Here is a 14,123-nt window from a genome sequence, read left to right as displayed (position 1 = left end):
AGCTTCTGGCTGCGGAGCGCACTAAGAGCTCGCGAATGAGCTCCCACAGGTCAGTGCGCAGGCCGCGCTTCTGTTACAGGCGCAGCAATTGGCCGTAGCCCACCGGCCGGCGAAACGCCGTTTCCAGGGGTTCGCCGAGCAGCAGGTGATGCAGCGCGCGGATCGGCCCGGCATGGGTGATCAGCAGGGCATCGCCGGTTTCGATCTCGTCGAGGAACTCCCGCAGCCGGGCCAGCAGTTCGGGCAGGGATTCGCCGCCGGGCGGCGCGGCACTCTGCCAGTGATCGCCCCAGTGGCGCGCCTCGGGGGAATCCAGCTCCGCCCAGGTGCGGCCTTCCCAGGCGCCGAAGTTCAGCTCCATCAGCCGCGCATCGGCGCAGTAGGGCACTTCCAGCGCATCGGCCAGTGTGCGGCAGCGCAGGCTGGGGCTGCTCCACACCGGCGGCAGGCCGTCGGGAAAGGTCTGGGCCAGCTCATTTCGCACGGCCTGGGCTTCGGCAGCGAAGCTGTCGGTCAGCGGTACATCCAGCTGGCCGTAGCACAGCCCCGGCGCGCAGCCGACGCGGGTGTGGCGGATCAGATAAAGCGGCACAGCGCCAACGCCCCGAGCAGGAAGGTCAGCTCGCTCAATTGTTGCAGCGCACCCAGGCAGTCGCCGGTAAACCCGCCGATCCACTTGCGCAGCCAGCGGGCGAACCACAGGCGCAGGGGAATCAGCGGCAGCACCGCCAGCCACAGCAGGGGCGGCAGTTCGATCCACAGGAATGGCGCCAGGGCCAGCGCGGCGGCGATCAGCAGGCCGAGCAGCGAGATGCGCACCGCCAGCGGCTTGGCCTTGCCTTCCGGGCGCGCATAGGACTCGGTGAGCATCATGGTCGCCGCGTTCAGGCGGCCGACGGCATGGGCGAGGATCATCAGCGGAATCACCAGTGCGGCGGGCAGCGACACCAGCAGCAGGAACTTGCCGCCCAGCGCCGCCAGCAGCGTGGCGGCGCCGTAGGTGCCCAGCCGGGAGTCCTGCATGATGGTGAGGATGCGCTCGCGGTCCCAGCCGCCACCCATGCCGTCCATGCAGTCGGCCAGGCCGTCCTCGTGGAAGCAGCCGGTGAGCAGCAGACCGAACACCATGCTCAGGAAGATGGCGATCGGCGCATCCCACAGGAAGCTGGCGCCCCAGTAGACCAGCGCGCAGGCCGCGCCGATCAGCGTGCCGATCAGCGGGAAGTAAATCGCCGCCCTGTTCAGCTCGTCCTCGGAATAGGGCACCCGCGCGGGGATCGGCACCCGGGTGAAGAACTGCAGGGACAACAGGAAACGGTCGGTCTCCCGGCGCAGGGCGGAACGCTCGCTCATCGGTCGGAGACGCCGGCGGATTCGAACGAGGCCATCTCGTTGAGGAAGCCGCAGGCGGCCTGCAACAGCGGGAAGGCCAGCACCGCGCCGCTGCCTTCGCCCAGGCGCAGGTCCAGCTGCAGCAGGGGCGTGGCCTTGAGGTGCGCCAGCAACAGCGGGTGACCGCCTTCCTGGGAACGATGGCCAAATACCGCGTAGTCGCGCACCGCCGGCGCGATCTGCATGGCGGCCAGCAGCGCGGCGGTGGCGATGAAGCCGTCGACCAGGATCAGCGCACCCTTCTCGGCGCTGCCCAGCATGGCGCCGGTCATCATCGCCACCTCGAAGCCGCCGACTTCGGCAAGAGCATTCAGGGCGTCGTGCGGGCCGGGGCCGACGCGCTCGGCCACCGCCTGCAGGGTGGCGACCTTGCGCGCCAGGCCGGCGTCGTCCAGGCCGGTGCCGCGTCCGGTGCAGGCGGCGATCGGCAGGTCGGCCAGCAGGTGGCTGAGCAGCGTGGCGGCGGAGGTGTTGCCGATACCCATCTCGCCGAAGGCCAGCACGTTGCTACCCAGGGCGACTTCCTCGTGGGCGATGCGTCGGCCGGTTTCCAGGCAGCGCAGCGCCTGCTCGCGGCTCATGGCCGGGCCTTCGAGGCAGTTGGCGGTACCGTGGGCGATTTTCTCGTGGCGCAGCGGCAGGTCGGTGGGGAAGTCGTGGTTCACCCCGGCATCCACCACCTGGAAGGCGAAGCCATGCTGGCGCGCGAAGCTGTTGGTGGCGGCGCCGCCGGCCAGGAAGTTGTACACCATCTGCGGGGTGACTTCGGCCGGATAGGCGCTGACGCCGGACTGGGCCAGGCCGTGGTCGGCGGCGAAGATGGTCAGGCTCGGGCGGTTCAGCTCGGGGCTGAGGGTCTGCTGTACCCAGCCGATCTGCAAGACCAGCGCCTCCAGCTGGCCAAGGGCGCCGAGGGGCTTGGTCTTGCGATCGATCTTGTGGCGCAGGGCCGGAAGGATGGCGGTGTCGGGGGCAGAAAGGTTGAAGCAGGGCAGGGAAGACATCAAGGCGCTCGATAGCACCGGGGCGGGCCGGTGCGGAAGGAATGAAAAAGGGGGCCGCCGGAACCTTACTGCCGGGAGCGGGGCGGGACAAGCATCAGGGGGGCTAGGGGCGTAGCGCGGACAGTGCCTTCCTGTCCGCCGATGGTTCCCGACCGAAGCCGCGTTCGGCGGACAAAACAACGTTGTCCGCCCTACAGCTGCACCGACCGGATGTAGGGCGGACAGCGCTTTCCTGTCCGCCGATGGTTCCCAACCGAAGCCGTGTCCGGCGGACAAAACAGCGTTGTCCGCCCTACAGGCTGTCCAGCCGCTTTCGCACCGCCGCTTCGATCCCCGCCTCGTCCAGCCCGCACTCGGCCAGCATCTCGCTGGGCTTGGCGTGCTCGACGTAACGGTCGGGCAGTCCCAGGTGCAGCAGCGGCTTGACGATGGCTTTGCTGCTCAGGAACTCGCTGACCGCGCTGCCGGCGCCGCCCATGATGCTGTTTTCCTCGATGGTCACCAGCAGCTCATGCTCGGCCGCCAGTTGGCGCACCAGGGCCTCGTCCAGCGGCTTGACGAAACGCATGTCGACCACGGTAGCGTCCAGGGTTTCGCCGACCTTCAAGGCTTCGGCCAGCTGCACGCCGAAGGCCAGCAGGGCGACGCGCCGGCCCTGGCGACGGATCACGCCCTTGCCGATGTCCAGTGGCTGCAGGCCCGGCTCCAGCGGCGCGTTCGGGCCGGTGCCGCGCGGGTAGCGCACGGCGGCCGGCCCGTTGTGCAGGAAGCCGGTGGTCAGCATGCGGCGCAACTCGTTCTCGTCGCTGGGGGTCATGACCACCATGCCGGGGATGCAGCGCAGGTAGGAGAGGTCGAAGCTGCCGGCGTGGGTCGGGCCGTCCTCGCCGACCAGGCCGGCGCGGTCGATGGCGAACAGCACATCGAGGTCCTGCACCGCCACGTCGTGGATCAACTGGTCGTAGGCGCGCTGCAGGAAGGTGGAGTAGATCGCCACCACCGGCTTGGCGCCTTCGCAGGCCATGCCGGCGGCGAGGGTCACGGCATGCTGCTCGGCGATGGCCACGTCGAAGTAGCGGTCCGGGAAGCGCTCGCTGAAGGCCACCAGGTCGGAGCCTTCCTTCATGGCCGGGGTGATGCCCAGCAGGCGCGCGTCCTGGGCGGCCATGTCGCACAGCCACTGGCCGAACACGTTGGAATAGCGCGGGCCGGCCGGCTTCTTCGGGGCCTTGGGTGCGTCTTCCAGCTTGTTGATGGCGTGCCAGGCGATCGGGTCCAGCTCGGCCGGGGCGAAGCCCTTGCCCTTCTTGGTCACCACGTGCAGGAACTGCGGCCCGGACAGGTCGCGCATGTTGCGCAGGGTGGCAATCAGGGTCGGCAGGTCGTGGCCGTCGATGGGGCCGATGTAGTTCCAGCCCAGTTCCTCGAACAGGGTGCCGGGCACCAGCATGCCCTTGGCGTATTCCTCGGTGCGGCGGGCGATTTCCCAGGCGCCGGGCAGGCGCGACAGCACCTTCTTGCTGCCCTCGCGCATGGAGGCGTAGGTACGGCTGGAAAGGATCTTGGCCAGGTAGTTGGACATGCCGCCGACGTTGCGCGAGATCGACATGTCGTTGTCGTTGAGCACCACCAGCATGTCGGCGCCGACTTCCGGGGCGTGGTTGAGCGCCTCGAAAGCCATGCCGGCGGTCAGTGCGCCATCGCCGATCACCGCGATGGCCTTGCGCTTCTCACCGCGCAGGCGGTTGGCGATAGCCATGCCCAGCGCCGCGCCGATGCTGGTGCTGGAGTGACCGACGCCGAAGGTGTCGTACTCGCTCTCGCTGCGGCGCGGGAAGGCGGCCAGGCCGTCCTTCTGGCGCAGGGTGCCCATGCGCTGGCGACGACCGGTCAGGATCTTGTGCGGATACGCCTGATGGCCCACGTCCCACACCAGCCGGTCATCCGGGGTGTCGAAGATGTAGTGCAGGGCAATGGTCAGCTCGATCACGCCGAGCCCGGCGCCGAAGTGGCCGCCGGTCTGCCCGACACTGTAGAGCAGCTCCTGGCGCAGTTCGTCGGCCAGTTGTTCCAGTTCCGCTTCGCTCAGACGGCGCAGCTCGACGGGCGTTGCGGCGCGGTCGAGCAGGGGCGTGGCGGGACGCTGGCGGGGGATTTCATGGAACGTCTTGGGCATCAGACTGATCGTTTCATCGGGGTAAAAGACGGCGCAGTTTACTCGAAGCGTGTGAGGCTGCCCAATCGGCTGTTCAGTGAATGAACAGGCTGAGCAGCCACAGGCCCAGCAGCAACAGCAGCACGCCGGAAATGAAGGCGCGGCGCAGCAGGGCGCGCACCGCCGACACCAGGATCAGCAGGCCGACGACCAGCGCCGCCAGGCTGAGCAGCGAGGCGTCCATGCCCAGGGCGCTGGCCAGGCCGTTGAGAAAGCCGCGGCCGGCATCGGCGATCGCCTCGAACAGTCCATACAGGCCATCGATGATCCAGCGCAGCAGGGTGCCCAGCGCCTCGCCCATGCTTTCGAAAAAGCCTTCAACCCGCATCGCATCGACCTTCCGTTGAATGGACGCGCAGTGTAGGGGCTCTCGGCGTGACTTTGCGAGCCTGTGGGGTGGCCGTCGGGCCGGTCGATTGCCAACTGGCCGGCATTGGCTACTGTTTAACCAGAGGTGACGACCTTGGCAGAGGTCGCGCCTGCCGGCACAGCCTGCGGCACCGCACGACCGCAGGGACCGGCCAGCCTGAGCAGGAGATGCGTGATGGACATGAACCGTCGGCAGTTCTTCAAGGTCTGCGGTGTCGGCCTTGGGGCGTCCAGCCTGGCGGCGCTGGGCATGGCTCCGCCACCCGCCTACGCCGAATCGATTCGCCACTTCAAACTCGCCCACACCCGGGAAACCCGCAACACCTGCCCGTACTGCTCGGTCGGCTGCGGGCTGATCCTGTACAGCCAGGGCAGTGGTGGCAAGAACGTCAGCCAGGAAATCATCCACATCGAGGGTGACTCGGATCATCCGGTCAATCGCGGCACCCTGTGCCCGAAGGGCGCCGGCCTGCTGGACTTCGTCCACAGCCCGCACCGCCTGACCCAGCCGGAGGTGCGCGAGCCCGGCAGCGACACGTGGACGCCGATCAGCTGGGACGACGCCCTGGATCGCATCGCCCGGCTGATGAAGGACGATCGCGACGCCAACTTCATCGAGCGCAACGAACAGGGGCAGACGGTCAACCGCTGGCTGAGCACCGGCTTCCTGGCGGCCTCGGCGTCGTCCAACGAGTCCGGCTACATCACCCACAAGGTGGTGCGCGCCCTCGGCATGCTGGGGTTCGATAACCAGGCGCGTGTCTGACACGGCCCGACGGTGGCAGGTCTTGCCCCGACGTTTGGCCGCGGTGCCATGACGAACCACTGGAGTGACATCCAGAATGCCGATCTGATCCTGATCATGGGCGGCAACGCCGCCGAAGCCCACCCGTGCGGCTTCAAGTGGGTGACCGAAGCCAAGGCTCACAACAAGGCCCGGCTGATCGTGGTCGACCCGCGCTTCAACCGCTCGGCCTCGGTGGCCGACCTGTACGCACCGATCCGCACCGGCACCGACATCGCCTTCCTGGGCGGGTTGATCAACTACCTGCTGGAGAACGACAAGATCCAGCACGAGTACGTGCGCAACTACACCGACCTGCCGCTGATCGTGCGCGAGGGCTTCGGCTTCGAGAACGGCCTGTTCGACGGCTACGACGCCGAGCGACGCGGCTATCCGGACAAGTCGACCTGGAACTACGAAATCGGCCCGGACGGCTACGCGCTGACCGACCCGACGCTCAGCCATCCGCGCTGCGTCTACCAGCTGCTGCGCGCCCACTACAGCCGCTACACGCCGGAACTGGTCAGCAGCATCTGCGGCACGCCGCAGGACCTGATGCTCAAGGTCTGGGAGGCCGTGGCGGAAACCTCGGCGCCCGGCAAGGTCATGACCATCATGTACGCCCTGGGCTGGACCCAGCACACCGTGGGCTCGCAGATGATCCGCTGCGGCGCCATGGTGCAGCTGCTGCTGGGCAACATCGGCATGCCGGGCGGCGGCATGAACGCCCTGCGTGGTCACTCCAACATCCAGGGACTCACCGACCTGGGCCTGCTCTCCAACCTGCTGCCCGGCTACCTGACCCTGCCCCGGGACACCGAGCAGGACTACGCCGCCTACATCGCCGGGCGGGCGCCGCGGCCGCTGCGGCCCAACCAGCTGTCCTACTGGCAGTACTACGAGCGCTTCCACGTCAGCCTGATGAAGGCCTGGTTCGGACCCAACGCCACGGTGGAAAACAACTGGGCCTACGACTGGCTGCCGAAGCTGGATATCCCCGGCTACGACGTGCTGAAAGTGTTCGACATGATGTACGAGGGGCAGATCAACGGGTACTTCTGCCAGGGCTTCAATCCCATCGGCTCGTTCCCCAACAAGGCCAAGGTCAGCGCTGCGCTGTCGCGGCTGAAGTACCTGGTGGTCATGGACCCCCTGCAGACCGAGACGGCCGAGTTCTGGCGCAACGCCGGCGAGCACAACGATGTGGACACCGCCGCCATCCAGACCACGGTGTTCCGCCTGCCCACCACCTGCTTCGCCGAGGAGAATGGCGCGCTGGTCAACAGTGGTCGCTGGCTGCAATGGCACTGGCAGGCCGGTGACCCGCCAGGGCTGGCGCGCACCGACGTGCACATCATGGCCGGCCTGTATCACCGGCTGCGCGAGCTTTACCTGAGCGAGGGCGGCGTGTTCCCCGATCCGATCCTCGGCCTGCACTGGAACTACGCACGCCCCGACGAGCCCAGCGCCGAAGAAATCGCCATGGAGTACAGCGGCAAGGCGCTGACCAACCTGACGGACCCGAACACCGGCGCGGTCGAGGTGCGTGCCGGCGAACAGCTGGCCGGCTTCGGCCAGTTGCGCGCCGACGGTTCCACGGCCTGCGGCTGCTGGATATGGTCCGGCTCCTGGACCCAGCAGGGCAACCAGATGGCGCGGCGCGACAACGCCGACCCCTTCGGCATGGGCCAGACCCTGGGCTGGGCCTGGGCGTGGCCGGCCAACCGGCGGATTCTCTACAACCGCGCCTCGGCGCGGCCGGACGGCCACCCCTGGGATCCGGTGAAGAAGCGCCTGGTGTGGTGGAACGGCACGCGCTGGGCCGGCACGGACGTCCCCGACTTCAAGCTCGACTCGCCGCCGGAGGAGGGCATGAGCCCGTTCATCATGACCCCCGAGGGCACGGCGCGCTTCTTCGCCGTGGACATGATGGCCGAGGGCCCGTTCCCCGAGCACTACGAGCCGTTCGAGACGCCCATCGGCCGCAACCCGTTGCACCCGGACAACCCCTTGGCGCGCAGCAACCCGGCGGCGCGGGTGTTCAAGAACGACATGGAGCTGTTCGGCACCGCCGAGGAATTTCCCTACGCGGCCACCACCTACCGCCTCACCGAGCATTTCCATTTCTGGACCAAGCACTGCCGGCTGAATGCGATCACCCAGCCGGAGCAGTTCGTGGAGATCGGCGAGGCATTGGCCAGCGAGCTGGGCATCGCCGCCGGCGACCGCGTGAAGGTGTCGTCCAACCGCGGCTACATCAAGGCGGTGGCGGTAGTCACCAAGCGCATCCGCCCGCTCACCGTGGACGGGCGCACGGTGCACCACGTGGGCATCCCGCTGCACTGGGGCTTCTCGGGACTGGCCAAGAACGGCTTCATCACCAACACGCTGACTCCGTTCGTGGGCGACGGCAACACCCAGACCCCGGAGTTCAAGTCCTTCCTGGTCAACGTGGAGAAGGCATGACATGGCGACCCAAGACCTGATTGCCCGCTCCGCCACCACCACGCAACCGCCCTCGGTGCGCGACACGATGGAGGTGGCCAAGCTGATCGACACCTCCAAGTGCATCGGCTGCAAGGCCTGCCAGGTAGCGTGCTCGGAGTGGAACGACCTGCGTGACGAGGTGGGCGAGAACCACGGCATCTACGACAACCCCATGGACCTGACCGCCGAGTCCTGGACGCTGATGCGCTTCGCCGAGTACGAGAACCCGGACTCGGGCAACCTGGAATGGCTGATCCGCAAGGACGGCTGCATGCACTGCGCCGAGCCGGGCTGCCTGAAGGCCTGCCCGAGCCCCGGCGCGATCGTGAAGTACGCCAACGGCATCGTCGACTTCAACCAGGACCACTGCATCGGCTGCGGCTACTGCATCACCGGCTGCCCGTTCAACATCCCGCGGCTGTCCGCCAAGGACAAGAAGGCCTACAAGTGCACCCTGTGTTCCGACCGCGTGGCGGTGGGCCTGGAGCCGGCCTGCGTGAAGACCTGCCCGACCGGCGCCATCGTCTTCGGCAGCAAGGACGACATGCGCAACCACGCCGCCGGACGCATCGCCGACCTCAAGGAGCGCGGCTTCGAGCAGGCCGGGCTGTACGATCCGGCCGGTGTTGGGGGCACCCACGTGATGTATGTGCTGCACCACGCCGACCAGCCGCAGCTGTACAGCGGTCTGGCCCAGGACCCGACCATCAGTCCGCTGGTCAGCCTGTGGAAGGGCGTCACCAAGCCGCTGGCGCTGCTGGCCATGGGCGCGGCGGTGCTCGGTGGTTTCTTCCACTACGTGGGAATCGGCCCGAACCGCGTCGAGGAGGACTACGACCCCGAGGCAGGCGATCCGCTGCCGCCTTCTGGCGAGCCTGTAGTGCACCAGGTCGACCCCGGTGTGCACCAGGTCGATCCCCGCGACCCGCGAAGCGGAGGAACCCCGAGATGATCCGCAGCAGACCCATCGTTCGCTACACCGCCGGTCAGCGCGTCAACCACTGGCTGGTGGCGCTGTTGTTCCTGGCCGCCGGCCTGTCCGGGCTGGCGCTGTTCCACCCGTGGCTGTTCGGCTTGTCCGGCCTGTTCGGCGGCGGGACCTGGACGCGCATCCTGCACCCCTGGTTCGGCGTGGCGATGTTCGTGTTCTTCCTGTTCCTGGTCATCCGCTTCGCCCGCCACAACGGCATGGAGCGGCGCGACTGGCAATGGCTCAGGCAGATGAACGACGTGGTGGCCAACCGCGAGGAGCGGCTGCCGGAGGTGGGTCGCTACAACGCCGGCCAGAAGCTGCTGTTCTGGGTGCTGATCGTGCTCATGCTGGTGCTGCTGCTCAGCGGCCTGGTCATCTGGCGCGCCTGGTTCAGCCACCTGTTCGACCTCACCAGCCTGCGCCTGGCCAGCGTGATTCATGCGGCGGCCGGCTGGCTGCTGGTGATGAGCATCATCGTGCACGTGTATGCCGGTATCTGGGTGAAAGGCTCGATGGACGCCATGCTGTTCGGCACCGTCAGTCGCGCCTGGGCGCGCAAGCACCATTACCTCTGGTATCGGCACCTCACCGGCGAGGAAACGCCGACGACACGCACCGTGCATCGCCCGCCGCGCAGCTAGGCTGAATGCGCCAACCCGGAAAAGGACAGTCGTGTGACAGGGAAACTTCTCGAACCGGGGCAGATCGAGGCGGCGGCCGAACGGCCGCCGTTCATCCAGCTGCCACCGCATGACCTTTTCGCGCTGCGTGCCGCGCAGTTCGACACACTGGCCACCGATCACCCGCTGGGCGAATACCTGCGCCTGCTGGCCGGCGTCTGCCGGGCCCAGCAGCAGGTCCTCGACCAGCCGCCCGCCCTGCCGGCGCTGAGCGAACGGCGCATCCAGGAATCCCTGCGCCACGGGCTGCCGCCGCTGTCGGTCGATACCCTGGTGCGTGAGGGGGGCTGGCAGCCGCTGCTGGATGCCTGGCTGGACATCTTCTACACCGCGGACAACCCCACGGTGCGCGCCGCGCTGGCGCGCCTGCACCGCGCCGACGAGTCGCAGCGCAAGGCCTGGGCGGTGGCGCTGCTGGCCGGCCAGTACGAAGGCCTGCCGGCGGCGCTGGTGCCGTTTCTCGGCGCCGGTCTGCAACTGGCCTGGACCCACTGGCTGCTCGGTCTGCGCGAGCGCCTCGAAGCCCTGCCCGAACCGGGCGAGCTGACCCATTGCCCGTGCTGCGGCGCGCCGCCCATGGCCGGGGTGATCCGCCACCGGGGCGTGTTCAACGGCCTGCGCTACCTGGTCTGCTCGCTCTGCTCGGCGCAGTGGCACTTCGTGCGCCTCAAGTGCAGCCAGTGCCTGTCCACCCGCGAGCTGGACTACGTGCGCCGCGACGGCACGCCCGGCGATGTGCAGGCCGAGGCCTGCCCGAGCTGCCATGGCTACCTCAAGCTGCTCTACCTGGAGCGTCGCTCCGATGGGGAATGCCTGTCCGCCGACCTGGCCAGCCTGGAGCTGGACATGCTGATGAATGAGCAGGGCTTTCACCGCCTGGCGCCCAACCTGCTGCTGGCGCCGGGAGGCGAGGGATGAACGAGGCGGTGCGCCTGCCCTCGGTGGAGCGCCTGCTACAGGCGCCGGCCATGGCTCCGTTGCAGGAGCGGCACGGGCGCGCGGCGCTGCTGCACAGTCTGCGCGAGTTGCTGGACGAGCTGCGCGAACCCGTCCTGCAGGGCCGCTTGTCCGCCGTGGAGCTGGAGGCCGCCGTGCTGGCCGGCCGCGTCGGCGAGCGGCTGGCCAGCCGGGAACGCAGCCAATTGCGCCGGGTGTTCAACCTGACCGGCACGGTGCTGCACACCAACCTGGGGCGTGCCCTGCTGCCGGAGGAAGCCATCGAGGCGGTGGCGCTGGCGGCCCGTCATCCGGGCAACCTGGAATTCGACCTGGCCAGCGGCCGGCGCGGTGATCGCGACGCGCTGGTCGAGGAACTCCTGTGCGAGCTGACCGGCGCCGAGGCGGTCACCGTGGTCAACAACAACGCCGCCGCCGTGCTGCTGGCGCTCAACAGCCTGGGCGCGCGCAAGGAAGGCATCATCTCGCGGGGCGAACTGATCGAGATCGGCGGCGCCTTCCGCATCCCCGACATCATGGCCCGCGCCGGCGTGAAGCTGGTCGAGGTGGGTACCACCAACCGCACCCATGCGCGCGACTACGAGGCTGCCATCGGCCCGCGCAGTGCGCTGCTGATGCGCGTGCACACCAGCAACTACAGCGTGCAGGGCTTCACCGCCAGCGTGCCGACCGACCAGTTGGCGCGCATTGCCGCCCGGCACGGCCTGCCGCTGCTGGAGGACCTGGGCAGCGGCAGCCTGCTGGACCTGTCGCGCTGGGGCCTGCCCCAGGAGCCCACGGTGCGCCAGGCGCTGGCCGACGGCGCCGGGCTGGTGACTTTCAGCGGCGACAAGCTGCTCGGCGGCCCCCAGGCCGGGCTCATCGTCGGCCGGCGCGAGCTGATCCAGCGCCTGAAGAAGAATCCGCTCAAACGCGCCCTGCGCGTCGACAAGCTGACCCTCGCCGCCCTGGAAGCGGTGTTGCGTCTGTACCGCGACCCGGAGCGGCTGGCCGAGCGGTTGCCCACGCTGCGCCTGCTCACCCGCCCGCAGGCGGAGATCCGCGCCCAGGCCTTGCGCCTGCTGCCGACGCTGAGCGACGCACTGCCGGCCGACTGGCAACTGGAGGCGGTGGACGCCCTGGGCATGATCGGCAGCGGTGCCCAGCCGGTGGCACGGCTGCCTAGCGCGGCGCTGCGCTTCACGCCGCAACAGCCGCGCCGCCTGAGGAGCCGCGCCCTGCGCCAGCTGGAGGAGACCCTGCGCGGCCTGCCGATTCCGGTGCTCGGGCGCATCGACGACGACGCCCTGTGGCTGGACCTGCGGCAGCTGGATGACGAACCGGCCTTCCTGGCCCAGTGGCCATTGCTGCGCGAATGATCATCGGGACCGCCGGCCATATCGACCACGGCAAGACCATGCTGCTGCAGGCCCTCACCGGCCAGGCCGGCGACCGCCGCCGCGAGGAGCGCGAGCGCGGCATGACCATCGACCTCGGCTACCAGTACCTGGAGCTCGGGCTGGACGAGCCGCTGGGTTTCATCGATGTACCGGGCCACGAGCGCTTCATCCACAACATGCTGGCCGGTGCCGGCGGCATTGATCGGGTGCTGCTGGTGGTGGCCGCCGATGACGGCGTGATGCCGCAGACCCGCGAGCACTTGGCGATTGTCGAGCTGCTGGGCATTCCGCGTGCCCTGGTGGCTCTCACCAAGATTGATCGTGTCGAGCCGGGGCGGGTCGCCGAAGCGGCCGAGGAGGTGCGTCGGCTGCTGGCGCCGGGGCCGTATGCCGGGGCGCCGCTGTTTCCGGTGTCGGCGCTCACCGGTGAAGGCGTGGACCTGTTGCGTGCTGCATTGGCCGATGAAGCCGGCACCTGTCGCCGCCAGCGTGCCGATGGCCACTTCCGCCTGGCCATCGACCGCGCGTTCAGCATCGGCGGGGCCGGCACGGTGGTCACCGGCACGGCTTTTGCCGGCACGGTCAGCGTGGGTGACGAGCTCGTGCTCAGTCCCGCCGGGTTCAAGGTGCGGGTACGCGGCCTGCACGCGCAGAACCGGGAGGCCCGGCAGGCCTGGGCCGGCCAGCGGGTGGCGCTGAACCTGGCCGGCGAGCGCGTGTCCCCGGAGCGCATCCGGCGCGGCGACTGGCTGCTGGCGCCGGCGCTGCATGCGCCGTCCAGCCGTGTGGATGTACAGGTGCGCCTGCTGCCCGGCGCGCGCCCGCTGCGCCACTGGACGCCAGTGCATGTGCACCTCGGCGCGCAGGATGTCAGCGGACGCGTCGCTCTGCTGGACGGCGAGGTACTGGAGCCGGGCCCGCCGGGCCTGGCGCAACTGGTGCTGAACGCACCGCTGCACGCCGGGCACGGCGATGCCCTGGTGCTGCGCGACCAGAGCGCCCGCCAGACCCTGGGCGGCGGCCGGGTGCTGGACCCGTTTGCGCCCAGTCGCCAACGGCGCAGCCCGGAGCGTCTGGCGCAACTGCGGGCGCTGGTCGATGGCGGACTGGAAAGCGCCCTGCCTGTGCTGCTGGCCCATGCGCCCAACGGCCTGGAGCCGGCGATGCTGGAGCGGCAGTTCAACCGCCTGCCGGACAGCTGGCCGCTGCCCGCAGGGGTGCTGCGCATTGCCACCCGCGTCGGCCCCCGGTTGCTGCTGGCCGAGCGCTGGCGGCAACTGGGCGCGACATTGGTGACCGGCCTGCAGCGCTTTCACGAGGAACAGCCGGACGAGCTGGGCCCGGACCGGGATCGCCTGCGTCGCTACGCGCTGCCGCAGCTGGAGCGCGCCGTATTCATCGCCCGGCTGGAGGAGAGCCTGGCCGCTGGCGCGGTGGCCAGCAGCGGCCCCTGGCTGCATCGGCCCGACCACCAGGTGCGCCTGGGCGAGACGGAGGAAGCGCTCAAGGCGCGTATCTGGCCGCTGCTGGACGCCGGCGGCTTCGACCCGCCCTGGGTGCGCGATCTGGCCCGTGAGACGGGCACGACCGAAGCGGACATGCGCCTGCTGCTGCGCAAGCTGGCACGGTTGGGGCAGCTGCAGCAGGTGGTGCGCGATCTGTTCTACCCGGAAGCCACGCTGCGGCGCGCGGCGCGCATCCTGCTGGCGCTCGAAACCGAGCAGGGCGCCGTGCGCGCCGCCGCCTTCCGCGACCGCATCGGCCTGGGCCGCAAGCGCAGCATCCAGCTGCTGGAGCATTTCGACCGCGTCGGCCTGACCCGCCGCTTCGGCAACGAACGCCGGGTGCGGCGTGACAGCGGGCTGGTGGGCAACTAGGGTTAC

The 14,123-nt window shown here is 69.1% G+C and carries 11 protein-coding genes; 6 read left to right on the top strand and 5 right to left on the bottom strand.

The features are described 5' to 3' along the window. Positions 1–73 precede the first annotated feature (73 nt). From cobC to PT85_RS16985, 5 genes are all read right to left on the bottom strand, one after another. Positions 74–592: an alpha-ribazole phosphatase family protein gene (cobC, locus tag PT85_RS17005; protein WP_039607338.1), complete on the bottom strand. Its 519-nt coding sequence runs from the start codon at positions 590–592 to the stop codon at positions 74–76. After that, positions 577–1,353, bottom strand: a complete 777-nt coding sequence (locus PT85_RS17000; RefSeq protein ID WP_082013097.1) for an adenosylcobinamide-GDP ribazoletransferase — start codon at positions 1,351–1,353, stop codon at positions 577–579. The genes cobC and PT85_RS17000 overlap by 16 nt, the downstream gene beginning before the upstream one ends. Then, a complete protein-coding gene (gene cobT / locus PT85_RS16995; protein WP_039607318.1) occupies positions 1,350–2,396 on the bottom strand; it encodes a nicotinate-nucleotide--dimethylbenzimidazole phosphoribosyltransferase in 1,047 nt (348 codons plus the stop codon). The genes PT85_RS17000 and cobT overlap by 4 nt, the downstream gene beginning before the upstream one ends. A gap of 292 nt (positions 2,397–2,688) precedes the next feature. Further along, a complete protein-coding gene (gene dxs / locus PT85_RS16990) occupies positions 2,689–4,572 on the bottom strand; it encodes a 1-deoxy-D-xylulose-5-phosphate synthase (protein WP_039607317.1) in 1,884 nt (627 codons plus the stop codon). A gap of 73 nt (positions 4,573–4,645) precedes the next feature. After that, entirely contained in the window at positions 4,646–4,939 is a 294-nt protein-coding gene (locus tag PT85_RS16985) for a hypothetical protein (RefSeq protein WP_027589822.1), read from the bottom strand. Positions 4,940–5,155: 216 nt separating this feature from the next. Between PT85_RS16985 and fdnG the strand changes: the two genes are divergently transcribed. The 6 genes from fdnG to selB are packed head-to-tail and all read left to right on the top strand — an operon-like array spanning position 5,156 to position 14,117. Next, positions 5,156–8,230, top strand: a complete 3,075-nt coding sequence (gene fdnG / locus PT85_RS16975; RefSeq protein WP_139182071.1) for a formate dehydrogenase-N subunit alpha — start codon at positions 5,156–5,158, stop codon at positions 8,228–8,230. A gap of 1 nt (position 8,231) precedes the next feature. After that, positions 8,232–9,203 (top strand): formate dehydrogenase subunit beta, encoded by a 972-nt coding sequence (gene fdxH / locus PT85_RS16970; protein ID WP_027589825.1) that lies wholly within the window; start codon positions 8,232–8,234, stop codon positions 9,201–9,203. After that, complete coding sequence (locus PT85_RS16965) at positions 9,200–9,865, top strand: formate dehydrogenase subunit gamma (protein ID WP_052199713.1); 666 nt, start codon at positions 9,200–9,202, stop codon at positions 9,863–9,865. The genes fdxH and PT85_RS16965 overlap by 4 nt, the downstream gene beginning before the upstream one ends. 33 nt (positions 9,866–9,898) lie before the next feature. Next, positions 9,899–10,822: a formate dehydrogenase accessory protein FdhE gene (fdhE, locus tag PT85_RS16960; RefSeq protein ID WP_027589826.1), complete on the top strand. Its 924-nt coding sequence runs from the start codon at positions 9,899–9,901 to the stop codon at positions 10,820–10,822. Further along, entirely contained in the window at positions 10,819–12,219 is a 1,401-nt protein-coding gene (gene selA, locus PT85_RS16955; RefSeq protein ID WP_037008642.1) for an L-seryl-tRNA(Sec) selenium transferase, read from the top strand. The genes fdhE and selA overlap by 4 nt, the downstream gene beginning before the upstream one ends. Then, entirely contained in the window at positions 12,216–14,117 is a 1,902-nt protein-coding gene (gene selB / locus PT85_RS16950; RefSeq protein WP_039607315.1) for a selenocysteine-specific translation elongation factor, read from the top strand. Before selA ends, selB begins: the two co-directional genes overlap by 4 nt. Positions 14,118–14,123 lie beyond the last annotated feature (6 nt).

Source organism: Pseudomonas flexibilis, assembly GCF_000806415.1.
Classification (GTDB): domain Bacteria; phylum Pseudomonadota; class Gammaproteobacteria; order Pseudomonadales; family Pseudomonadaceae; genus Serpens; species Serpens flexibilis.
The sequence above is the reverse complement of the archived record's forward strand: the minus strand, read 5'-3'. Positions and strand labels throughout refer to the sequence as shown.

What these genes read in the sequence shown, in the direction of transcription:
- PT85_RS17000 (WP_082013097.1), bottom strand. Translation starts at nt 1,353, where the DNA reads ATGAGCGAGCGTTCCGCCCTGCGCCGGGAGACCGACCGTTTCCTGTTG.
- cobT (WP_039607318.1), bottom strand. Translation starts at nt 2,396, where the DNA reads ATGTCTTCCCTGCCCTGCTTCAACCTTTCTGCCCCCGACACCGCCATC.
- dxs (WP_039607317.1), bottom strand. Translation starts at nt 4,572, where the DNA reads ATGCCCAAGACGTTCCATGAAATCCCCCGCCAGCGTCCCGCCACGCCC.
- PT85_RS16985 (WP_027589822.1), bottom strand. Translation starts at nt 4,939, where the DNA reads ATGCGGGTTGAAGGCTTTTTCGAAAGCATGGGCGAGGCGCTGGGCACC.
- fdxH (WP_027589825.1), top strand. Translation starts at nt 8,232, where the DNA reads ATGGCGACCCAAGACCTGATTGCCCGCTCCGCCACCACCACGCAACCG.
- PT85_RS16965 (WP_052199713.1), top strand. Translation starts at nt 9,200, where the DNA reads ATGATCCGCAGCAGACCCATCGTTCGCTACACCGCCGGTCAGCGCGTC.
- selA (WP_037008642.1), top strand. Translation starts at nt 10,819, where the DNA reads ATGAACGAGGCGGTGCGCCTGCCCTCGGTGGAGCGCCTGCTACAGGCG.
- selB (WP_039607315.1), top strand. Translation starts at nt 12,216, where the DNA reads ATGATCATCGGGACCGCCGGCCATATCGACCACGGCAAGACCATGCTG.